Origin of the sequence: Bartonella sp. AC70YNML (assembly GCF_042196545.1) — a bacterium.
Classification (GTDB): domain Bacteria; phylum Pseudomonadota; class Alphaproteobacteria; order Rhizobiales; family Rhizobiaceae; genus Bartonella.
Genome location: NZ_JBHIQK010000004.1, coordinates 76,646 through 99,401 on the forward strand (window position 1 = coordinate 76,646; position 22,756 = coordinate 99,401).

Annotated in this window: 19 protein-coding genes and 1 other RNA gene; all 20 read right to left on the reverse strand. The window is 37.6% G+C overall.

Annotated features, from left to right (window positions below):
* Positions 1 to 73: 73 nt before the first annotated feature.
* Positions 74 to 2,593, reverse strand: a complete 2,520-nt coding sequence (gene infB / locus ACFIMU_RS04575) for a translation initiation factor IF-2 (protein ID WP_375606783.1) — start codon at positions 2,591 to 2,593, stop codon at positions 74 to 76.
* A complete protein-coding gene (locus ACFIMU_RS04580; RefSeq protein ID WP_375606784.1) occupies positions 2,590 to 3,225 on the reverse strand; it encodes an RNA-binding protein in 636 nt (211 codons plus the stop codon). The genes infB and ACFIMU_RS04580 overlap by 4 nt, the downstream gene beginning before the upstream one ends.
* Positions 3,226 to 4,857, reverse strand: coding sequence for a transcription termination factor NusA (nusA, locus tag ACFIMU_RS04585; RefSeq protein WP_375606785.1), 1,632 nt, complete (start codon positions 4,855 to 4,857; stop codon positions 3,226 to 3,228).
* Positions 4,858 to 4,904: 47 nt separating this feature from the next.
* Entirely contained in the window at positions 4,905 to 5,531 is a 627-nt protein-coding gene (gene rimP / locus ACFIMU_RS04590) for a ribosome maturation factor RimP (RefSeq protein ID WP_375606786.1), read from the reverse strand.
* A 151-nt stretch (positions 5,532 to 5,682) separates the two neighbouring features.
* A complete protein-coding gene (locus ACFIMU_RS04595) occupies positions 5,683 to 6,384 on the reverse strand; it encodes a tRNA (guanine(46)-N(7))-methyltransferase TrmB (RefSeq protein ID WP_375614573.1) in 702 nt (233 codons plus the stop codon).
* Positions 6,381 to 7,649, reverse strand: coding sequence for a methionine adenosyltransferase (gene metK, locus ACFIMU_RS04600; RefSeq protein WP_375606788.1), 1,269 nt, complete (start codon positions 7,647 to 7,649; stop codon positions 6,381 to 6,383). Before metK ends, ACFIMU_RS04595 begins: the two co-directional genes overlap by 4 nt.
* A 128-nt stretch (positions 7,650 to 7,777) precedes the next feature.
* On the reverse strand, positions 7,778 to 8,191 hold the full coding sequence (locus ACFIMU_RS04605) for a helix-turn-helix domain-containing protein (protein WP_375606789.1): 414 nt from the start codon (positions 8,189 to 8,191) through the stop codon (positions 7,778 to 7,780).
* Between the two features lie 148 nt (positions 8,192 to 8,339).
* Complete coding sequence (gene lnt / locus ACFIMU_RS04610) at positions 8,340 to 9,974, reverse strand: apolipoprotein N-acyltransferase (RefSeq protein ID WP_375606790.1); 1,635 nt, start codon at positions 9,972 to 9,974, stop codon at positions 8,340 to 8,342.
* Entirely contained in the window at positions 9,937 to 10,962 is a 1,026-nt protein-coding gene (locus ACFIMU_RS04615) for a hemolysin family protein (RefSeq protein WP_375606791.1), read from the reverse strand. The genes lnt and ACFIMU_RS04615 overlap by 38 nt, the downstream gene beginning before the upstream one ends.
* Before the next feature lie 109 nt (positions 10,963 to 11,071).
* Positions 11,072 to 11,539: an rRNA maturation RNase YbeY gene (gene ybeY / locus ACFIMU_RS04620; protein WP_375606792.1), complete on the reverse strand. Its 468-nt coding sequence runs from the start codon at positions 11,537 to 11,539 to the stop codon at positions 11,072 to 11,074.
* A gap of 19 nt (positions 11,540 to 11,558) precedes the next feature.
* Positions 11,559 to 12,659, reverse strand: coding sequence for a PhoH family protein (locus tag ACFIMU_RS04625; RefSeq protein ID WP_375610576.1), 1,101 nt, complete (start codon positions 12,657 to 12,659; stop codon positions 11,559 to 11,561).
* Positions 12,660 to 12,817: 158 nt separating this feature from the next.
* Entirely contained in the window at positions 12,818 to 14,194 is a 1,377-nt protein-coding gene (gene miaB, locus ACFIMU_RS04630) for a tRNA (N6-isopentenyl adenosine(37)-C2)-methylthiotransferase MiaB (protein ID WP_375615154.1), read from the reverse strand.
* Between the two features lie 31 nt (positions 14,195 to 14,225).
* Positions 14,226 to 14,717: a ribosomal protein S18-alanine N-acetyltransferase gene (gene rimI, locus ACFIMU_RS04635; protein WP_375687492.1), complete on the reverse strand. Its 492-nt coding sequence runs from the start codon at positions 14,715 to 14,717 to the stop codon at positions 14,226 to 14,228.
* Positions 14,717 to 15,403: a tRNA (adenosine(37)-N6)-threonylcarbamoyltransferase complex dimerization subunit type 1 TsaB gene (gene tsaB, locus ACFIMU_RS04640; RefSeq protein ID WP_375696859.1), complete on the reverse strand. Its 687-nt coding sequence runs from the start codon at positions 15,401 to 15,403 to the stop codon at positions 14,717 to 14,719. The genes rimI and tsaB overlap by 1 nt, the downstream gene beginning before the upstream one ends.
* 853 nt (positions 15,404 to 16,256) lie before the next feature.
* Positions 16,257 to 17,285: a YeiH family protein gene (locus ACFIMU_RS04645; protein WP_375606796.1), complete on the reverse strand. Its 1,029-nt coding sequence runs from the start codon at positions 17,283 to 17,285 to the stop codon at positions 16,257 to 16,259.
* Positions 17,286 to 17,334: 49 nt separating this feature from the next.
* On the reverse strand, positions 17,335 to 17,940 hold the full coding sequence (gene recR, locus ACFIMU_RS04650) for a recombination mediator RecR (protein WP_273790577.1): 606 nt from the start codon (positions 17,938 to 17,940) through the stop codon (positions 17,335 to 17,337).
* 30 nt (positions 17,941 to 17,970) lie between these two features.
* Positions 17,971 to 18,294 (reverse strand): YbaB/EbfC family nucleoid-associated protein, encoded by a 324-nt coding sequence (locus tag ACFIMU_RS04655; RefSeq protein ID WP_375608041.1) that lies wholly within the window; start codon positions 18,292 to 18,294, stop codon positions 17,971 to 17,973.
* A gap of 14 nt (positions 18,295 to 18,308) precedes the next feature.
* Entirely contained in the window at positions 18,309 to 20,249 is a 1,941-nt protein-coding gene (locus tag ACFIMU_RS04660; protein WP_375608042.1) for a DNA polymerase III subunit gamma/tau, read from the reverse strand.
* A gap of 222 nt (positions 20,250 to 20,471) precedes the next feature.
* Positions 20,472 to 20,569: signal recognition particle sRNA small type (ffs, locus tag ACFIMU_RS04665), an RNA gene on the reverse strand.
* A 1,610-nt stretch (positions 20,570 to 22,179) separates the two neighbouring features.
* Entirely contained in the window at positions 22,180 to 22,587 is a 408-nt protein-coding gene (locus ACFIMU_RS04670; RefSeq protein ID WP_375606799.1) for a hypothetical protein, read from the reverse strand.
* Positions 22,588 to 22,756 lie beyond the last annotated feature (169 nt).

Below are 22,756 nucleotides of genomic sequence, written 5' to 3' on the forward strand. Positions count from 1 at the left end.
GGAAAAAGAGATATTGCGTATAAAACCTAATAACTTTTCTCATTTCACAACAGAGTAAAGTTATTGGATTATTTTATAATGTGCGATTAATATGTTCGATACGGAAGGTCTCAATGATGTCTCCTGCACGCATGTCTTCATAATTTTCAAAGGCTATTCCACATTCTTGACCACTTTGCACTTCATTGACTTCATCCTTAAAGCGTTTGAGTGTTTTCAGCTTTCCTTCGTGAATAACGATATTATCGCGGATAAGGCGAACACCGGCTCCTCGTTCTATTTTACCTTCTGTAACGCGACAGCCTGCAACTTTTCCAATTTTTGTAATGTTAAAGACTTCTAGAATTTCAGCATTACCAAGGAATGTTTCACGCTGTTCTGGTGAGAGTAATCCAGACATAGCAGCCTTGATATCATCAACAAGATCGTAAATGATGTTATAATAACGAATTTCAATTCCTTGTGTTTTAGCAAAATCACGTGCTTGCTTATTGGCTCGAACATTAAAGCCAATTACAGCAGAGTTAGAAGCTTCCGCAAGAGAAATATCACTTTCGGTAATTCCTCCAGCACCAGAATGTACAATACGCGCACGAACTTCGTCATTTCCGAGTTTTTCCAATGCTGAAGCGATTGCTTCAATTGATCCTTGCACATCCCCTTTTATAATAAGAGAAAATTCCTTAACACCAGTCGTTTGCAATTTTGTCATCATTTGTTCAAGAGAACCACGTGAACCAGTTTGCCGCGCAACAGCTTTATCACGTGCTAATCGTTGACGATATTCAGAAATTTCACGTGCTTTTGCTTCATGTGTGACAACAGCAAAACGGTCTCCGGCTTGTGGTGTTCCTTGCATGCCTAAAATTTCAATTGGTGTAGAAGGAACGGCTTCTTTGACATGGCGGCCATGGTCGTCAATCAAAGCACGCACACGACCCCATTCATTTCCGGCAACGATAATATCAGAAGGGTGTAATGTACCTTTTTGAACAAGAACTGTTGCAACAGACCCACGTCCGCGATCCAATTTGGCTTCAATGATAACGCCCTCTGCAGTTCGTTGAGGATCTGCTTTCAGATCAAGCATTTCAGCCTGAAGAAGGATAGCTTCGAGAAGTTTATCAAGATTTTGACCAGTTTTAGCAGAAACTTCAACGTCCAAAGTTTCTCCACCCATAGTTTCAACAAACACTTCATGTTGTAGAAGTTCTGTACGCACTTTTTGTGCATTCGCAGCTGGTTTATCAATTTTGTTGATAGCAACAATGATAGGGACACCAGCAGCTTTCGCATGATTGATTGATTCAATCGTTTGAGGCATAACACTATCATCAGCGGCTACAACGAGAACAGCAATATCAGTAACACGCGCTCCGCGTGCACGCATAGCCGTAAATGCAGCATGCCCTGGTGTATCAATAAAGGTAATTTTTTGACCGTTTTGTTCTACTTGATAGGCACCAATATGCTGCGTAATACCTCCTGCTTCGCCAGAAACAACATTTGCTTTACGAATAGCATCCAAAAGAGAAGTTTTTCCGTGGTCAACATGGCCCATAATGGTTACAACAGGGGGGCGTTGCTGCATGTTTTGAGGATTATCTGTTATATTAAAGATACCTTCTTCTACGTCAGATTCTAAAACACGTTTAACAGTATGGCCAAATTCAACAGCGATGAGTTCGGCAACATCTGCATCAATAACATCGCCCGGTTTCATCATTTGTCCTTGTTTCATCAAGAATTTAATCACATCAACAGAACGCTCAGTCATACGTTGTGCGAGCTCTTGAATGGTAATCGTTTCAGGAAGAACAACTTCGCGAGAAATTTTTTCTCTTGGTTCTTGATTTTGTGCACGCTTAAACTTTTCCTGTCTACGCCGCATTGCAGCCATTGAGCGCCCACGTGCGCTTCCTTCTTCATCCAGTGCACTATTCAGAGTTAGCTTTCCGCGTCTCCGCTCATCAGCTCCTTTGACAACTTTGGGTATACGTATGTCTGACTTAGCAGGATTAGCACGTCGACTATGCCGTTCTTCCTCTTTATTGTCATCTATTTTGCGTTTTTCAACCACGGTTGTATGTTTAGGCGCAATAGGAATATCTGTCTGTTCAATGAGAGGGGGAACAGGTGGAATCTGTACTGGCGATATTTCTTCTTCTTGTTGGAGATGTATTTCTTTTTCTTTAATTTCTTGCTGTAAAATTTCTTCACGCTCTTTAGCGCGCCTTGCTTCTTCTTCGGCTTGTTCTCGCGTTATTCTTTCTTGGATATGTGCTTCTTCTAATGCGCGAAGTCTTGCTTCCATTTCAGCCGATGAAAGATTGCTTTTGGCTACAGATTCTTGAGGCTTTTTTTCCTCAAAACGTGGTTTAGAGCGCTGAGAAGCCACATGCGGCTTTGTAATGGGCTGTAGGGTTTCAGATTTTTCATCAGGTCGCGTAATTTTACGCCGCTTGGTTTCGACAACGACAGCCTTCGTACGGCCATGACTAAAATTTTGTTTAACCGTACTCGTTTCCAAGACAGACCTCTTGAGAGTTAGTGTCTTCTTGACGGTTGTTTTGTCGTTGTTATTTTCACTCATTGTACTTCCTTCACGGCTTGTGCCGTCATCTCACTAGACTTACTATGCTTGTCGTCACGATAGCTGATCAATTTACATGTTGTTTTGAGAAATCCTCCAGCAGCTTTTGTGTCCAGTAAGGCCGCGTGCATTACAGGATTAGAGCCAAAAGCCACTCGCATTTCATCACTTGTAAATAAAGATATGGTTTTTATAGTCCGATTTGTTTGTTGTTGTATTGAATGGATGGCCTGTGCAATTTTTCGTTTCCCATCTTCTGTTGTTTCTTTAGCATGAAGTACAAGAATAACTTTACCAGAGCGGATAGCAGCGTCAACCTTTGTTGCTCCCATAACAATTGCTCCCGCTTTTCGCGCCATGGAAAGGCTTGAAAGAGCGGCTTTTAGTAAAAGCGTATCAACAACATGCACAAGATTTGGTGCAACTTCAACATCTGTTTTAAAATTTCTATGAAAAGCTTTTTGTTTGATTGCTTTCTCAATAACAGCGTGATGGGCAGAAATCCAAACGCCACGCCCTGGTAAATTCGCTTTAAGATCAGGAACAATTTGGTTATTGGGACCAATAACAAAACGGATCAGTGTTTGTACTGAAGCATTTTTTCTGGTTACAATGCAAGTCCGTTCATTCATTTAAAGTGTATCCACATCCAAATCATCTGTTTTTTCATTTTCTGCAGAATTTTCATCTTCTACAGGACTTTCTGTAACAAGATCAGCTTGGTCTATCCAGCCTGCTTGTACACGTGCGGCTAAAACCATAGCTTCTGCATCTGCGCGTGTAATGTCAAAAGGGGTTAAAATACCAGAAAAATTCTGTGTTTGACCTTCTTTACGTTCTCTCCAACCAGCTAAATCATCAACGGCATAGCCAGCAAAGTCTTCTATCGTTTTTACACCATCCTCACCTACAGCAACCAACATAGCACTTGTCATTCCAGGAAGTGTTCGCAATTCGTCAGAAACTCCGAGTTTTTTACGTTTTTCGTCGAGCTCTTTTTCTTGCCGATCAAGATATTCGCGGGCACGACTTTGGATTTCATTAGCAGTTTCATGGTCAAAACCATCAATAGAAGCAATTTCTTCAAGATCAATATAGGCGATTTCTTCAATAGAAGAGAAACCCTCTGATGCCATAACCTGTCCGATCATTTCGTCAACCTCTAAGGCCTCCATAAACAATTTACTCCGTTCAGTAAATTCTTTTTGACGATTCTCAGATTCTTCTTTTTCCGTTAAAATATCAATGTTCCATCCTGTTAGTTGCGAAGCCAAGCGAACATTTTGCCCACGTCGTCCAATAGCAAGGCTAAGTTGATCATCTGGCACAATAACTTCAATCCGTTCAGCATCTTCATCAAGGATGATTTTAGAAACTTCAGCAGGTTGCAGTGCATTAACGACAAATGTTGCCGCATCAGGCGACCAAGGAATAATATCAATTTTTTCGCCTTGTAATTCAGCAACAACAGCTTGTACACGACTTCCTCGCATTCCAACGCATGCTCCAACAGGATCAATGGAACCATCGCGTGAAACAACGGCGATTTTAGCCCGTGAGCCTGGATCACGAGCAACAGATTTGATTTCTATAATACCATCATAAATTTCAGGTACTTCCATAGTGAAAAGTTTTACCATAAATTGGGGATGGGTGCGTGAAAGGAAAATTTGCGGCCCACGCGTTTCACGGTGTACATCATTGACAAAAGCACGAATGCGATCTCCATAGCGGAATGATTCACGAGGAATTAATTCATCACGGCGCACAATAGCTTCACCGCGCCCTAGATCAACGATGACGTTACCATATTCCACACGCTTAACTGTACCAGAAATAATTTCACCAACTTTATTTTTGAATTCTTCATATTGCTGATCACGCTCTGCATCGCGTACTTTTTGTACAATAACCTGTTTAGCAGATTGTGCTGCGATACGTCCAAAATCCATAGGAGGTAAAAGATCAGCAAAAAAATCACCAATTTTTGCTTCTGCTTGACGTTTGAGAGCATCAGACAAAGTAATTTCCGTTGTATAGTCTTCAACGACATCAACGATTTTAAGCAGGCGCTGTAATTTAATTTCACCTGTTTTAGAATTGATTTCAGCACGAATATTGGTTTCTTGACCATAACGAGAACGTGCTGCTTTTTGAATAGCATCAGCCATCGCAGAAATGACAATTTCACGGTCGATTGACTTTTCACGTGCAACAGCATCTGCAATTTGCAGAATCTCAAGCCTGTTAGCGCTTGTAGCCATCAATTTTCTCCTTCTTTGTGCCACACGATGGGTATTTCCCAGTGATATTATTTTTTGAAATTGAGCGTCTGTATAGAGTCGTTAGCGTTCTCTTCGGCAATGAATTGTTGACTTAAATCTTTATTTTGTTTCAATGCATCGCGAATAAGCTCATCGGTAAGCACTAAATGCGCATTTATAATATCACAAAAGGAAATAGGGGTATACATGGCTTCTCCATAAGCAGCTTTATCAGTGTTTAAAATAAATCCATCTTGCGTGATATTTGTAAGTGTCCCGCGAAATTTTCGGCGCCCATCAATTGTTATTTTGGTTTCAATTTTTGCAAGATGCCCTTGCCAATGAAAAAAATCAGATTTTCTTACCAATGGACGATCAATTCCAGGGGATGAGATTTCTAAATGATATTTGCGTTCAATAACATTTTGTACATCAAGGAGGGGAGAAACAGTTCGACTAACCGTTTCACAATCTTCTATGGTCATAGAACCATCGGCACGTTCAACCATAATTTGAAGTGTTAAACCATTTTGACCAAGAAGTTTCACGCGAACCAAACGAAAACCTAAAGGTTTAAGTAGTGGTATGACAAGAGCAGCAACCTGTGCTTCGATACCATCTTCTTCAAACAGGCGCGGTTCGTCAAGATTGCTTATTTTTTCAACTTCATTCATAAATTTTATCCAAGTTGGTTTCATCAGTTTTATGATATTAAAAAAGAGCGGGTCCAACGGCCCACTCTTCATCATAAGACCAAGAATTTAACTATTGATACTCTTAAATTCAAAATTTTTCAAGTTGTTTATGAGAAAAGCGCTTGATCATTTATTTCTTGATAAAGGTAAGATAGGCAGGCGTTCGTCCTTCGCGGAGAGCTTTTGCTTCATAGCGGGTTTCGCTCCATAGTGGATAAGGGAGTTTCCAGTCTTGAGGGCTTTCTGCTTTCCATTCAAAGTGATCATGTTGTGCACAATGGTACAAAGTCCAGTTTACATAACTGTCTATATCGCTAGCAAAGCGAAAAAATTTCCCTATTTTAAGAACACGAGAAAAACGGTTAAGATTTTTTATATTGATGAAGCGTCGTTTCCAGTGTTTCTTTTTCGGCCAAGGATCAGGATAGAAGAGGTCTATTCCATCAAGCGAGTTATCAGGGAGCCAATCCAGAAGGCGTGTAGCATCATCATTATAGAGGCGAAGACGATTTTGATGGTTTTGATGCTGTTCAAGAGACGACAATATTTTTGCCATGCCATTGATAAAGGGCTCGACACCGATAAAACCGGTTGTTGGAAAATATGCCATTTCATGAAGTAAATGTTCACCTCCACCAAAACCGATTTCAAGTCGAATTTCTCTTACTTTGCTTGAAAATAAAGATGTAAGGTTTAAGGGAGGAGGGACATTTAAATCAATATTCAAACTGGGGAGAAGCATTTGTATACGTGTAAGCTGACTGTTTCGAAGTTGTTTTCCTTGTCGGCGTCCAAAAAATGCTTCACTCTTACGTATATTATGTTTAATCATGGGATTTGGATCATTGTTTGAAGCGTTTTCACGAGATCAGTTTTTTCCCATGAAAACGAACCATCGTGTTTTGGTTTACGACCAAAGTGACCATAGGCAGCTGTTTTTGCATAAATAGGTTTATTGAGGTCAAGATGTTTTCGAATGCCGGTAGGTGAAAGGTCCATTATTTTGCGGATGGCTTCTTCAATAACCTTTTCATCGACTTTTCCTGTTCCATGAAGATTAAGATAAATAGATAAAGGTTGTGCAATACCAATTGCATAGGAGAGTTGAATGGTGCATCTTTCTGCTAAATGAGCAGCAACAATATTTTTAGCCAGATAGCGTGCCGCATAGGCAGCAGAACGATCAACTTTTGTTGTATCTTTTCCTGAAAAAGCACCGCCTCCATGGGGTGCTGCACCTCCGTAAGTATCCACAATAATTTTGCGTCCCGTTAATCCGGCATCACTTTGAGGACCACCAATGACAAATTTTCCTGTTGGGTTTATATACCAACTACATTGAGCTGAAATGGGAATGTCATGTAAAGCTTGGCGAATGTAAGGTTCAACCACTGTACGCACTTTATTGGAATCCCAACTTTCATCAAGGTGCTGCGTTGAAAGAACAATGGATGTGACCTCTATCGGTTTTCCATTTTTATAACGTATGGTTATTTGGCTTTTAGCATCTGGTCCTAATTTTCCAGTTTCTCCCTCTCCTTTATGACGGGCTGCGGCAAGAAGTTTGAGAATTTTATGCGCATAATAAATTGGCGCAGGCATGAGATCAGGTGTTTCACGGCAAGCATATCCAAACATGATGCCTTGATCACCTGCTCCTTCTTCACCATGCCGATCCGTAGCATTATCAACCCCTCTTGCTATATCAGCTGATTGTGGGCGCAAAAGAACATCAATTTTAACAGTTTTCCAATGGAATCCTGCTTGTTCATAGCCAATGGTACGAATAGCACGGCGCGCTGCTGTACGAAAACGTGTAGGATTAATGAGTGGAAAGCCAGTCTTATCATAGATGAATTCTTTATTTTTATCTTTTTTTAATAGCGTATCGGGAACACGCACTTCACCAGCGATAACAACACGGTTGACACTGACGAGAGTTTCACATGCAACGCGTACTAACCATGGATCAGTACCAGTCTTTTCAGCTTCTTTATAGATCATATCAACGATTTCATCGGAAATACGATCACAAATTTTATCAGGATGTCCTTCCGATACCGATTCGCTCGTAAAAAGATAATCTTGATGCGGCATAGGAACTCCTTCAAAAAAAAACCAACGATTTAATCAATTGCTTACTAAAGTCGTCACCATTTGCTAATTCTACAGCAAATAGTCAATGCAAATGTATATGAATAAAAGAGAAAAGATATAATTTTAATTTATAACTTATTTGTCAAATCTTCCTCAGAAAGTGCTTTTGCCAAGTCAATAATTTTTCGACGCACTTTAGCATCAGATATATTTGTAAAAGCGCGCATGAGCTGAATCCCTTCGCTGCTAGAACAAAAGTCTATAAAATTGTGTTCACTTTCAGCAAAACCTTCTACTTGTTGGGAGGTAAGTCCTTTATCAAAAAAGTAAGAAACAGGAACATCCATAATTTCCGCTATCGCTTGAAGACGGCTGGCACCAATACGGTTTGTTCCTTTTTCATATTTTTGGATTTGCTGAAAAGTAATTCCTAATTTTTCACCTAGTTTCTCTTGAGTGAGTCCTAAAATATTACGACGTAAACGGATACGAGTTCCAACATAGATATCTATAGGGTCAGGTTTTTTTCTAGTTTCGGTCATAATGCAACTCTTTATTTCCAGCATTTTTCTTCTAAACCAACATCATATTTATGCGCAGTTGATTTATCATATAATTAAAACAATATGTAATATTTTTTCCCAATATTACTGGTACACGCAACATAATACCGTACAAAGGGCACTTGAATCATTTAAGCTGTTTTGTAAAACCAAAACCAATACGACACAATAGCATAAGGATGAATAAGGTAAAAGTAGAGAAAGTTCTGTATTCATTGCTTCCTATAGGGGTAATGGATGATGGAATTCGTGAATCAATAATGCCCACAGCATTTTGTCGAAGAGCTACAACGATTCGTCCATAAGAATCAATAACAGCTGATATGCCATTATTGGCTGCCCGTATGAGGGGAATTCCCAGTTCAACGGCACGAAGCTGTGCTTGTTGAAGATGTTGATAGGGTCCAGGTGTTACACCAAACCATGCATCATTTGTAATATTAATAATTGCTTGAGGCGGGGAGCCTTTGAAAGTCATTTCATGGGGAAATATTGCTTCATAACAAATCAAGGGTAGATAAGAAAATCCGTTTGGCATTGTAACAATTTTGCGCACACTTGCAGCACTATATCCACCAATATTATCGGCAAGGGTGCGCAATCCAATTTTTTTCAATAAATTCTGATAAGGAAGATACTCACCAAAAGGAACCAAATGAAGTTTATCGGAAGTATTTAAAATATTACCTTGAGCATTAATGACTGCAATTGTATTAAAATATTGTGTTTGGGAATAAGGTAGATCATTGCTGGCGCGTATTGCTCCAACAATAGCCCATTGTTTAGGTTTTAAAAGAGAGGCGATGTGCATTGTGATAGATGATTGATCATAGAGAAGGTAAGGAACGGAAGCTTCAGGCCATACGATAAAATCGGGTTCTGAATTTTGATCGGTTGTTGGTGTTGCACTTAGCTTCATATGCGCTTCCAACATAGCTTCTCGTGTATTATCACGCAATTTTATATTTTGTTGGATGGACGGTTGAACAATGCGCACCCAATAAGCACTTTTTTGATCTTCAGCTGTGTCTTCTATAGTATGAAGACGATAAAACCCAAAACCACAGTGAATGAAGATAAGTGATAAGCAAAGAGAAAGTGCCACTTTCTTTTTTTCATCTGTGAGTAAAACAGTTGGCAAACTGTAGGCTAAGACAGCAAGAATATTCATTCCGTAAAGTCCCACGATTGCATCAGATTGCATGAACATTGGGGTTGGCATGGCTGTATAGCCAAGAGAGTTCCATGGAAATCCTGTGAATAAAAACGCACGCAACCACTCGGACAATCCTAATGCAAAGGCTAAAACAAAAAAGCGTGCTATTCCTTTTGTCCATAATAAACCGACAATGAAACCAGAAAAAAACCAATAAAGAGAAAGGTAGAGTGGAGGGACTAAAATGGCTAATGGGACGGCCCAACCAAAAGAATCTGGATCTGTTAACAAAGCATTGCATAGCCACCAAAGGCCGCAAATAAAATAACTAAAACCAAAGGTTCCACAGCTTAGAGCGTAAGTAAAAAAATGTTTTTTATTATTTTTGGTGGCTTGTATTGAGTCCAGTAAAACAATAAAGAGAGGGAAAGTTAAAAAGCAAAGAGGTGTTAAATAAAAGGGTGGAAGTGCAAAAGAAGTAAGAGCACCACACAGAAATATCCATGCTTGGCGTTTCCAGCCTGTAACAGAGAATAAAAAAACAATGAAATTGTGTAAAAACGCTGAACTATTCTTTAGGGATGGCATTGTTTTCAAGATTCTCATTTTTTGGAATGCGAAAAATGCGCAACCGTTTAATCCGGCGTTTATCAGCTTCTAAAATACGAAATCTATAGCCAGGTACAGCTTCAACAATTTCACCTTTGGCAGGAATGCGATCAAGAATGGAGACGATCAAACCACCAATAGTATCAACTTCATCACCATATTCCCCTACGATAAAATCAGGACCAAGAGCTTTCTCCACATCTTCTAGTTCAGTTCTTGCATCAACGAGCCATTTATTATTGGGTTCACGTACGATAGCATTGTCGACATTATCATGTTCATCTTCGATATCCCCAACGACTAACTCAACAATATCTTCCATTGAAACGAGACCATCTGTTCCTCCATGTTCATCAATAACTAAAGCCATTTGAGTTCGTGTAGTTTGCATCCGTGTTAATAATTTGCTTGCAAGCATAGAACTGGGAACAAAGAGAACTGTTCGGATCAAGTCCAATTCACCGATTGGAGTATGTAAGTCTGTATGGTTTAATTGAAGAAAATCGGATTTTTGTTCGGTTTTTGTTGGATTGATAATAAAGCGAATCATATAGTTAAGAATATCGCGGATATGGATCATGCCGCGCGGATCATCTAAAGTTTCAGCATAAACGGGTATGCGAGAATGACCAATTTTTGCAAAACATTTAAGGGTTTCTCCAAGTGAAGTGTTTATTTCTAATGCTTCGATTTCAGAACGAGGTATCATAACATCATCCACGCGTGCTTCACGTAAACGTAAAATGTTATGCAGCATAGTACGTTCTTCAGGCGAGAAGGGGGCGGTATCTTTTTCATTGTTAGTCGTGAGGGCAACGGTAAGATCATCGCGCAGTGACGTAGGTGCACAATTACGACCACGTAAGAATGAAAATAAATGATTCATCAGAGAATATTTTTCTGTATGATTCGTCTGTTGAGAAGATTTTTTTTCATTGTTAGAAGATGTTTGACTATTATTTTGTGTATTTATTTTGTTGTCCATGGTTTTGAAATCTTCTAAACTTTCTTTCTTATAATAGATAAATAAGAGGCTTTAAATGGTATGCTTGTAATATTAATTTTAAAAGTTAAATTTTATCATTGATAGACAATTATGCGTAAGGATCTCTTATGGAAAGCTTTTGAAGAATTTCTCTTTCGAGCTTTTCCATTTTATATGCTTCATCATCAGTTTCATGATCATAACCAAGCAGATGCAAGATACCATGAACAATCATATGTGTTAAATGGTCTTGAAATGTTTTTCCTTCTTTCTCTGCTTCGAAAACAACAGTTTCTCGGGCAATAATAATATCACCGAGCATGGGACCAGGTCGATTTCCAGCCTTAAGTGGAAAAGCAGGAAAGGATAATACATTAGTAGATTTGTTTTTGTTGCGCCATTGTGCATTGATTTGTGCCATATGTTCATCATTCGTAAAAAGCAAGCTAATCTCGCTTACAACATTTGCCAATGAAACATGATGCATAGTTGTCATTAATGCTTTTTCAGTGATATTATAGAGCATTTTCTCATCATTCCACCCTGCGCTTTTAATCATTATATCAATAATAATCATGATGAATCAAATTCATTTTTTAATGCATCGCATGCGAATGATTTTTTTTATTTTGTATTTCTGAATCACGATCATAAGCACCAACGATAGCAGCAACAAGTGGATGGCGTACAACATCTTTTTCATCAAAATGCACAATTGCGATACTTTCTACATTTGAAAGAATGCGAATTGCTTCAATGAGACCTGATTTTTGCCCTATAGGCAAATCAATTTGGCTTACGTCACCGGTAACAATCATACGCGTTCCTTCTCCAAGACGTGTGAGAAACATCTTCATTTGCATGGGTGTAGTATTTTGTGCCTCATCAAGAATAACAGCGGCATGGGCAAGTGTTCGTCCGCGCATAAAGGCGAGAGGAGCAATTTCTATGACACCAGAGGCTAAAATGCGTTCTATTTTTTCAGCGGGCATCATATCATAAAGAGCATCATAAAGTGGTCGTAAATATGGGTCGACTTTTTCTTTGAGATCACCGGGAAGAAAACCAAGATGTTCTCCAGCTTCAACAGCCGGACGTGAGAGAATAATTCGCTCAATGATACCGCGTTCTAGAAGCATTGCAGCATGAGCAACAGCAAGATACGTTTTTCCTGTTCCTGCTGGTCCTATACCAAACACAAGTTCAGTATGCTCCATAGCGCTTATGTAAGCGTCTTGTGTTGGAGTTCTTGCATGAATTATTTTTTTATGGGTACTCAACCTTGCTGGTATACGTTTCGTTGCAGATTTGTGTGCTATTGTGTCTTCTTTCTGCTTCTTTGGTATATTTGCCATAGAAATCGCTCCTTTTATATCTGATAAAGTGAGCTCTTGATGTGTTTTGGCTCGTTCATAAAGCTGCTGCAATACATATTGCGCACGTTTTATAACAGAAATATTTCCACGGATTAAGACTTCATTACCACGCGGATGAATACTAAGTTCGAGTTTTTTTTCGATATAAGCGAGATTTTCGTCAAATTTACCAAAAACTGCTTTTGCATATTTATTATTTTCGAAAATCAAAACAACTTGGCTCAGATCTGAAGCGCTTGTTTGTTTCAAGGTATCAGCCTTTTCAAGGGACGTATTTACTTTTTCTTTAATACGCTTTATTTTTTCGGTTGAAGTTTTCAGTCTATTCTCCATATCTACATAAATATTGCACATTTTGTTAAGTAAACTTTATAAAGACAATTTTTTACAAAAAGTGCACGCTTTAGATGTAATCGTTTTCTTTTAAAATAAAAGAGTTTTCCAAAATATTTATTGTGAACAAGGTGTTAGAGGCATGTTTATCTATTTGTCACTTCACCAACAAAACTGTTTGAGCTTGCATTTTTAATATGAATTTCTATCACGCTACCTGTAGAGGCTTCTGTATCGACGACAACAGGTAAAAGCCAAGGGGAACGTCCTACCATTTGCCCTGAGTGACGTCCAGGTTTTTCGATGAGAACGTTCGTTTTTTGACCAATTTTAGAACGCAAAAACGCATTTTGTTGCTCAAGGAGAAGGATTTGTAAATGTTGAAGTCGGGCATCTTTTACAGATTCATCAACATGATTTTTCATTGTGGCTCCCACTGTTCCAGGACGGGGGGAATATTTAAAAGAATAAGCTGAACTGTATTGCACTTGTTGAATAAGTTTAATGGTTTCTTCAAAATCTTCATCTGTTTCGCCTGGAAATCCTACAATAAAATCACCTGAAAAGGCAATATCGGGTCGTGCAGTCCGAATTTTTTCAATAAGATGAAGATAATGAGAACTTTTGTGTTGGCGATTCATGGCTTTTAAGATGCGATCTGAACCTGATTGAACAGGCAGATGGAGGTAAGGCATTAACATATCAAGATCTCGATGTGCGGCAATAAGGCTATCATCCATATCACGCGGGTGGCTGGTTGTGTAACGCAAACGCTTTAAACCATCGAGTTTTGCAAGATGATAAAGAAGATCGCCAAGACGCCAAGTTTTGCCATCAGCACTTTGTCCATGCCAACCATTGACATTTTGTCCAAGCAGCGTAATCTCTTTAACACCTGCTTCAATAAGCTGGCGGGCTTCTTCAGTAATTTGCTCGACAGACCGTGATATTTCAGCACCGCGTGTGTACGGAACAACACAAAAAGTGCAAAATTTGTCGCACCCTTCTTGTACTGTTAAAAATGCGCTCACACCTCGTTTTCTTACTGCATGTTTATTATGGGGCGGCAAATGAGCAAATTTATCTTCAACAGCATAGTCTGTTTCGATAATTTTTTTCCCTTGTTTGGCTTTTTCTAACAATTCTGGCAGGCGATGATACATTTGTGGACCAATAACAAGATCCACTGTTGGAGCACGGCGCAAGATTTCACTTCCCTCAGCTTGTGCAACACAACCCGTTACACCAACTGTCAAGGGTTTATCAGGTGTGCGCTCTTGACGCATAACGCGCAAACGACCGAGATCAGAATAAAGTTTTTCTGCTGCTTTTTCACGAATATGACAGGTATTAACAAGAATAAGATCGGCATCATTGGGAATTTGTGTTGTCACATAGCCTTGCGAACTGAGACTATCAGTCATCCGTTGGCTATCATAAACATTCATTTGACATCCATAAGTTTTGATAAAAACCTTTTTAGGAGCAACAGGAGATGTATTTTTAGGATTTACTTTATTCATAGTGCTTGTCTAAATGTTTTTTACACAAATCTCAATCTATTTGCTTAAAAGTTTTTTGCATGATAATTGCATCACCACGACCATTTTTTGACGCGTAATAGGCAAGACGTTCAGAAATTTTTTGAAATTCAAAGCGTTGATAAAGGTTCAAAGCAGAAAGATTTGTGGCTTCTACTTCCAAGAATAATTTTATGGCGCCCTTGTCGTGAAGATAGTGAACTGTGCTTTCGATAAGAAAGGTACCAATTCCTTTTTGACGATAATGAGGATGAACAGCAATTGTGATGATTTCTGCTTCATCAAGGATGAGACGGCATAGGCAAAAGCCTAAAATTTGATCAGAGCGATCAATGAGAAAAACTTTGTATCCGAAGATAGAGTGATCTGTTAAGAAATTATCAAAAGCTTGTTTTTCCCAAGAAGGGGTAAAACAATGCTGATGAATTTGATGAAGAGCAGCACTATCATGAACTTGTAGCGGAGCAATCTCAAAATCTTTTTTTGTCAATGAAAATTTGGACATTATTTTTTTCGTGGTAAAGCAAAATCGGTTTGTTGTTTTGCATCAGCACTGCGTAGATAGAGTGGGCGAGGTGAATTTTGTGGTTGTTTGTTTGCAGCAAGATAAGCATAGTTTACAATCTCAGCCGCTTCGCAGGGGATTTTTTCTAGGACAATTTTTTCGTATATTTTATGGTTTTTCATATGCTGCACAATGACATCAGCAGCTGGGCCAGTCAGTCGGGTTTTTTTGGGCAAATCTTCGAGGATATTTTCCATTGTTTTTAATCCCGGTTCTCCCAAAGGTGTGAGATTATTATGAAAATTTTGATGATAGAACATCCCTCTCCCTGCTTCAATGACAACAGTAATTGCCGATGCTGTACTTTTATTGTTTATGACTTGTGCTGCTAACGCTTCAAGAGCACTCACTCCAACAGCTTGTATTTCAAGTGCTAATGCCAAAGCGCGTGCTGTTGCAACACCGACACGTACACCAGTAAATGACCCAGGTCCAATATTGACAGCAATACGCTCAACTTGATCAAGCGTCATATTGGCTTGTGTCATTATTTGTGTAATCTGCTCAATAAGTTTTTCAGCATGTCCTTTGTTCATGCGCTCATTGATACGCGCAATAACAGATTTATGACGAATAAGCGCAACAGCACAATAAATCGAAGCAGTATCTATAGCAAGGATAAGCATAAAAATATTTTAGTTGAATAAAACGATAAATAAAAGTCCTGCTGTATTTTTAATCTTTTCATTATCGTATATTTCATTTGTAAGAAAGTTACTAGTGCCAATAAGCAACAATATCTTTTTATGGGATAGAACGAGATGTTGATGTGATTCTTATTGGTTTTTGTTATCAATGAATTGATTTTATAATAATAGTTTATTATTGCCATGTTCAATAATATCCTTGGATATTGTAAGATTTTTTCATTTCAAACTCATAAATTAAAATCTTTTTCTTACACGGCATGAAAGAGAGTTGGCGTGTGGATAAAACTATTGAAGAAAAGAGTAAAATTTCTCTCATAAACCATTTAAATGCAAGAGCTATTGCAACATTGGGAGTTAATAATAGTATGATGCTAGGGCTTGTTACTTCATAAAGCGAAGAGGGGGGATGAACAATGTATTTTGGACACTTCATGGGGATTTTAATTATATTATTCACAGGCACAGCCTTGAAAGGGAGTTCATGTGCCTTGAGAGGTATTTTTTTACAAGTACGTGAATGAGCAACATAAATATATTCTGTCTTCTATAAAAAAAATTAACTTAATCAGATCTGAAATAAAGAGCATTATTTTGTATGCGTTCCATATTGAATACTATACCGTTGCAAATCACTATAGACTGAAAAGCTTATTGAAAAAGCAAATTCGATAGTTTTCACTTCATATCGTAGCATTTTCAATTTTTTGTATAGAATAATGAGCAGTATTTTAGAACTTTTTCTGGTTTATGAAAGAACTGATTTCAATAATAATGAGGACTTTGGGTTGATTGCATACTCCCTTAAAAAAAGAAACAATTAATGCATATTTCAAAGTATTATATGATTTAAATCATTCAATTGTATCATGATAAGGCTACAAATACCGAGAATAATTATGGAGCAGGTTGAAGCCAAAATAACGCGCCATCCTGCTTTTTTTAATGATCGTATATCAACACCTAAACCTAATGCTGCCATTGAAATGATAGTGAACACCTGAGCAGTAAGTTTGATCGGATTTATAGCCGTTTCAGGAATAAGTCCGCTTGAGCGGATAAGCATCATGATAATAAAGCCGATTATAAACCATGGCACAAGAGTATGTAGACGAAAACGTGTTTGTGCTGAGCGATGATAGATAATTGATAGAATAAAAATAACAGGACCTAACATGAGAACGCGTACCAATTTAACAATTGTTGCAATTTGAACACTCAGAAAAGAGACAGATGCTGTTGCTGCTAAAACCTGTGGTACAGCATAAACAACCATGCCAGCAAGCACACCATATTGGCTAAATGACAAATTCAGAGATGGATGTAAAAAGGGTAAAAATAAAATAATAAGAATTCCTAAAAGAGCAGTGAAGGCAATTGACGCGGCTACATCGTCATGTTTTGCTTTTATGACAGGTGCAACAGCGACAATAGCTGAATTGCCACAAATAGCATTCCCGCAAGCAACTAACATTGCTAAATGTGTAGAAAGCCCGAAAAGTCGACCAATGACAAAGCTAAGGATAATTGTTATGAATATAACGAATACGATGCTAGCAAGTAAATTCCAACCAGCTGAAAGGACTGCATTAATACTAATGCTTGCACCTAGAAGAACAATAGCAATTTCGAGAAGTGTTTTTGCACAAAAGGTGATACCTTTTTGAAAATATGTTGGCAAAGTAAAACAACTACGAGTAATAGAGCCTAAAAGAATTGCCAAAACAAGGCTTTCAAGCCACGCTTCTGCAAAAAGCTGTTTTTCTACAACTTCTAAACCATAAGCTAAGGCTGATATGAGTAAACATACTAAAATACCAGGACCAAAGTCGTTTAAAAGTGAGAGTTTTTTCTTGATCACTTGAATATTCCCCCGTCATTAAAAAGCTAAAGGTTAAGAAGAAAAAGTTTTAAAGATTTGTTCTTGCTTGTACAGCTGCTGCTAAAGTTCCGTCATCAAGATAATCAAGCTCGCCTCCTACAGGGACACCATGAGCAAGTCGCGTAATTTTAACTGGAAAATTGGAAAGCTGATCGGTGATATAGTGAGCAGTTGTTTGACCTTCGACAGTCGCATTGACAGCAAGAATAATCTCCGTAATAGGGTTTTGTACAACACGTTGTATTAAGGTGGCAATATTGAGTTCATCAGGGCCTATTCCATCTAAGGGAGAGAGTCGTCCACCCAACACATGGTAACGTGCGGCTAAAGTTTTTGCGCGCTCAAGAGCCCACAGATCAGCAATATCCTCAACAACAATGATTGTTGTATCATCGCGGCGTAAATCTGTGCAAATTGAACAAGGATCAATGGTATCGACATTTCCACAAACAGAACAAATGCCGACTTTTTCTATAGCTGCTTGTATAGCCGCTCCCAAAGGCTCCAGCAATGTCTCTTTTTTTTTGATAAGATGAAGCGCAGCACGACGTGCCGAACGTGGACCAAGACCTGGTAACCGTGATAAAATCTGAATGAGACGTTCAATCTCAGGTCCTGCAATGTATTTAGACATATTTTTGTCCCACGGAAAAAATCCGTTTCATTAAAATGGAAGCTTGAAACCTGATGGGAGTGGTAGCCCTGCTGTCATGCTTTTAGTTTTTTCTTCCATAGCCATTTCAATTTTTGCTTTGGCTTCATTATGGGCTGCCATAACAAGGTCTTCAAGAATTTCAGATTCCTCCGGTTTGAGTAATGAAGGGTCAATTTGGATGGCGGTTATGGTATTTTTGCCGTTTAATGTAACACTGACAAGCCCACCGCCAGCAACACCAACCACTTGTAAATTCGCCATTTCCTCTTGAATTTGCTGCATTTTCTCTTGCATTTCTTTGGCTTTTTTCATCATGCTCATCATTTCACGCATAGGAAGAGGTATCCTTATTCATCATTGATATTACTGTTATTTTGAAAAATATCAGCATTTTTAAAGGTATTAGGAAGTAAATCAAGATCATTTTCTTTTTTATTGAGTCGAATATCGACAATTTTTGCTTCTGGGAAATGATTAAGGATTTTTGCGATGTCAGGATCTGTCTCTGCTTTGGAAAAAAGAGTCTTTTGAATCGCTATACTTTCCTCCTGTAAGGTTGGGCCACCTCCTTCATTGACAAAAGCTATTGTCCAGCGTTTTTTAGTCCATTGAGATATTTTTTTTTCTATATCATGAGCAAGAAATTGTGGAGTATTTTCAGAAAGTCTTAAGGTAATATGCCCAACATCAAAAGAAACAGGATGAACAAATTCTTTAACAAGGAGTTTGAAAGGAACATCATTATGCTGTTCAGCTAATTTAACAATATCGTGCAAAGAATTAATCACTAGAGTTCTAGGTTCAGCAATCTCTTCTGTTATTTGTGTGACACAATGCGATAAATTTTCAATCTTTTCAGAAAGATCAGTAGATTGAAAAGTTTCAAGAGTTTTTGTTACTTCGTGGGCGTTGGTTTTTTCAGGAGTTTGATTTTTAACTAAATTTTCCGGTTGTAAGGAATTATCTAATTGGCTTTTCAAGGATGTTTTTAAATCTGATAGATCTGATAATGTATTGGTAACGCTTGAGAAAGTATGGGCATCGACCGTTGTTTCTTTTGTTATATTATTTGCATTCGTAGATTCTTGATGAGAAGAATTTGTAACGAGTGTGAGAGGTGTTTTTTCTTGCGTAAGCTTTTTTAAAGCTTCATCAAGAGTTGGTAGGTCAGCCGTGTGAGCAAGACGAATTAAAAGCATTTCAGCGGCTTGAAGTGGACGTGCAGTTTGATTAACTTCCTGTAAGCCTTTGAGTAACATTTGCCAGTTTCGGGATAAAACAGGAACGGAAAGTTTTTTTGAAAAGTCTAAACTTCTTAAACGTTGTTCTTCAGTTAGTGAGAAATCTTCCACTATTTCTGGTGTAAAACGTAAACGTGTGACCAGATGATTAAAATCGGCTAGTTCTGTCAATATAGTAAGAGGATCAGCACCTGCATCATATTGACTGCGTAATTCATGTAATGCATTGACAACATTACCCTTCATGATAAATTCAAAGAGATCGATAATACGTGCTTGATCAGCTAACCCTAACATTGTACGCACTTCAACAGCATTAACATTGCCATTGCTATGGGCAATCGCTTGATCAAAAATGGATAATGCATCACGTGCAGAGCCTTCTGCAGCACGAACAATCATAGAGAGTGCTTGCTCTTCCACTTCTACCTTTTCATATTTTGCAATTTGGCGCAAATGCGCACTCAAAGCTTTTGATTCAATACGTCGTAAATCGAAACGTTGGCAACGTGAAAGGATTGTAATAGGAACTTTGCGAATTTCTGTTGTGGCAAAAATAAATTTTACATGGGATGGTGGTTCTTCAAGAGTTTTCAACAAACCATTAAAGGCTTGTGTTGAGAGCATATGGACTTCATCGATAATATAAACCTTATAGCGCGCAGAAACAGGACGATAGCGTATTTGTTCAATAATTTCACGAATATCGTCAATGCCCGTATGAGAAGCGGCATCCATTTCTATAACATCAATATGGCGTCCTTCGATAATTTGTACGCAATGTTCACCAAGAGAGTCTAATATGGTTGTTGGTTGGTCAATATCTTTTGTTTTATAATTGAGCGCACGTGCCAAAATACGTGCTGTTGTGGTTTTACCTACGCCACGAATCCCTGTTAACATCCACGCTTGTGCAATACGACCTTTTTCAAAGGCATTGGTGAGAGTACGCACCATAGCTTCTTGACCAATGAGATCAGAGAAGTTTTGTGGTCGATATTTACGAGCAAGAACACGATAGGCTGTTTCTACCGGTACACTTTCCATGAATGTTTCCAACTTCGAAGTTTGTTATGCGTATATTTTGATAATACAAAAGCATAGGTCAATACTGTACTTTCATATAAAAGGATTTTTTCTTAATCAAATTATTTATGGGAGCCTTTATTTAAAGACAATCAAATCCCTCTACTCATTGCATACAAATGCCGCTCTGAAGATTAAAAATACTTCGCTAAAAGACAGCATAAAAATAATTTCTTCAGCAAAACAGGAGGTCGGCACGATGACCCGTACCAGAACCCGTTAGGGCTGCTTCTTTCCAGACCTGACCCAGTTGGCGAGTAGTTCGTCCACCACCAACCTCCCAAGTTCATATTGTCGATTTGGAATGAAAAATCAAGCTCGGAAACGAAAAATATCCTAAGAACGACAAAGAATTTTCCTTTTCGTTTAATTTATTGACATATAAACAACAAAGAGATTGAGGATTTATCAGTTTTCATAGCAGGAGTTTTTCATATTTATTGGGGATGAAAATATTTTCTTCGTTTAAGATAATCTGAATGTATAATTATAATCATTCGTTCAAACTTGCCTGTAAGAATTTTAGGATAGCTCCGTCTGTTCTAAAATTACGAAGTTGAATCATTAAAATTTGCAACGGCAAAAAAGGAAAATAAAGCATATAGATCGTGCAATGAATTATAATGAGAAATTTAGAGGAAGAATATTGTTTATGAATAATTATAAATACTAATTTAATAGTATCGCTCTTCTCATACAAAACAGAGCACTTCAAACAGAATACATTGAATGTTGTACATTCACATGCTTTTACAAGAAATATTTTTCAATACTTTTAATTCGATTTCATCACATCACTTGTAAAGTGTATACATACTGCTTCTGAGGTATAAATCCATTGAGCAATTCCATCTTTACATTTGTGAAGAAGCACGCCGGCACCATCATTAATATTTGCCAACTTGTGGGTGTTGCAACAGCCCTTGGCACTTAAGATGGTTCATAAAAGCCATTTTACTCCTTTCTTATACAGTTTTATCCTCACACTCATCCCGCTTTTGACGTACAAGGAGATGGTTTTGATTGATTCAAGATAAACAAGTTTGAAATGAAAGAATCTTACGATATTCAGGACTCTCATTCAATATGCAGAACAGAGAATTATTATTTATAAATCAATATCTTGACTTATAAAAAAGTTTCATCATTTTTATTGTGAACGAGAATATCAAATACGTAATATTTTTTCTTTTAACATCTATGAATGTAAATCTTGAGTAGATGTTATCGCTCTTTTTTCTTGAGTGCTGATTTTCTTCATTAAAGACGTTGGGCTCATCACTAGATAAATCAATATATGTGTTCCCATTATTGGAGAAAAGATTTCACATATCTTTTAAGGACTGTACTCATACAAGAGACGATGCAATTTAAAAGCTATAAAATAATAATGGTGGCTGGCACAGATTTATGATTTTATAACTGTAAAAATGGTATTTTATATACACGACATTTTATAGCTTTAAATAATTAGATTTTTTAACGAAAAGAGAAAAGCGAGATAAATTTTTATAAAAAGCTGAATGAGTATGACTTAAAGTGCAGTGAGGAATGCGTCTGCAGATGCAAATTTTACTTTCTGTTTATCTAAGTGATTTGGGTACGATGTGCTTTATAGTACTTAAAATAAAGCAGTTGCGAAGATAGAAGTTATATTCTTATTAAAAAAATAGCTCTGATAGTAGAAAATACAGAACAATTTAAGTTTAGTCTTCTAGTTTTCGCAAAAGTTCTTTAATATCTAACCTTATAAGCATCTTAAGGTTTGCCATATTAGTATAAAAATAATCTTTTCAGCGATTAGTTTTAATGGCTCATTATGCCGTATTTTGAAAAAAACACCTAAAAAAAAGAATAACTCTACTCAAATTTAGATGTTATAGAAATATTGTTAATCATAACCTCCTGTGTCACAATCTGTTCCAACAACTTTTTTGTTCGTAATATTTTTAAAAATATAACGTCCTGACCAAGGAAAACTTATATGAAGAGATTTTATATTTTTTAGGGTAAAGATTTTCTTTTCTTTATCATGGGTTATTTTCTTTTCATCATCAACAAAAATTCTCAATTTGTTTAAATCAGAAGGGGCAGAGTATGATAAAGTAAAGGATACTTTCTTCGGTTTAAAGATATTACAAGAGTATTCAACTCCTTGCTGGAATGTATAGGATGGTGTGATCACAACACTTTCATCCCGCGCAAAATTCCATTTTTTTTCACCAAAGCCAGCAAATGCAACACTAGAGTAGGCGAGAATATTTGCAGCTAATAATCCTCGCGTGAAGACTTTTTTCATTATCCTCTCCTTTTTCTAAAGTGAGGTGAATCATAAATCAATTTTTATAAAGATAAAAGCTCAAACTTAATGCTAAAATCAGGGCTAAGTTGCATTTTCTAGTTTCAAACTATGTTTAGAATGGTATTAATCTAAGAGATTTGAATGCTCTATTATGTATAATAATTTT

Coding starts and splice junctions, on each gene's coding strand:
- lnt (WP_375606790.1), bottom strand. CDS start 9,974: ATGAGAATCTTGAAAACAATGCCATCCCTAAAGAATAGTTCAGCGTTT.
- ACFIMU_RS04595 (WP_375614573.1), bottom strand. CDS start 6,384: ATGATTAAACATAATATACGTAAGAGTGAAGCATTTTTTGGACGCCGA.
- nusA (WP_375606785.1), bottom strand. CDS start 4,857: ATGGCTACAAGCGCTAACAGGCTTGAGATTCTGCAAATTGCAGATGCT.
- infB (WP_375606783.1), bottom strand. CDS start 2,593: ATGAGTGAAAATAACAACGACAAAACAACCGTCAAGAAGACACTAACT.
- rimI (WP_375687492.1), bottom strand. CDS start 14,717: ATGTCCAAATTTTCATTGACAAAAAAAGATTTTGAGATTGCTCCGCTA.
- tsaB (WP_375696859.1), bottom strand. CDS start 15,403: ATGCTTATCCTTGCTATAGATACTGCTTCGATTTATTGTGCTGTTGCG.
- ACFIMU_RS04655 (WP_375608041.1), bottom strand. CDS start 18,294: ATGCGTGAAATGATGAGCATGATGAAAAAAGCCAAAGAAATGCAAGAG.
- ACFIMU_RS04605 (WP_375606789.1), bottom strand. CDS start 8,191: ATGACCGAAACTAGAAAAAAACCTGACCCTATAGATATCTATGTTGGA.
- ybeY (WP_375606792.1), bottom strand. CDS start 11,539: ATGATTATTATTGATATAATGATTAAAAGCGCAGGGTGGAATGATGAG.
- miaB (WP_375615154.1), bottom strand. CDS start 14,194: ATGAATAAAGTAAATCCTAAAAATACATCTCCTGTTGCTCCTAAAAAG.
- ACFIMU_RS04615 (WP_375606791.1), bottom strand. CDS start 10,962: ATGGACAACAAAATAAATACACAAAATAATAGTCAAACATCTTCTAAC.
- rimP (WP_375606786.1), bottom strand. CDS start 5,531: ATGAATGAAGTTGAAAAAATAAGCAATCTTGACGAACCGCGCCTGTTT.
- ACFIMU_RS04580 (WP_375606784.1), bottom strand. CDS start 3,225: ATGAATGAACGGACTTGCATTGTAACCAGAAAAAATGCTTCAGTACAA.
- ACFIMU_RS04660 (WP_375608042.1), bottom strand. CDS start 20,249: ATGGAAAGTGTACCGGTAGAAACAGCCTATCGTGTTCTTGCTCGTAAA.
- recR (WP_273790577.1), bottom strand. CDS start 17,940: ATGTCTAAATACATTGCAGGACCTGAGATTGAACGTCTCATTCAGATT.
- ACFIMU_RS04670 (WP_375606799.1), bottom strand. CDS start 22,587: ATGAAAAAAGTCTTCACGCGAGGATTATTAGCTGCAAATATTCTCGCC.
- metK (WP_375606788.1), bottom strand. CDS start 7,649: ATGCCGCATCAAGATTATCTTTTTACGAGCGAATCGGTATCGGAAGGA.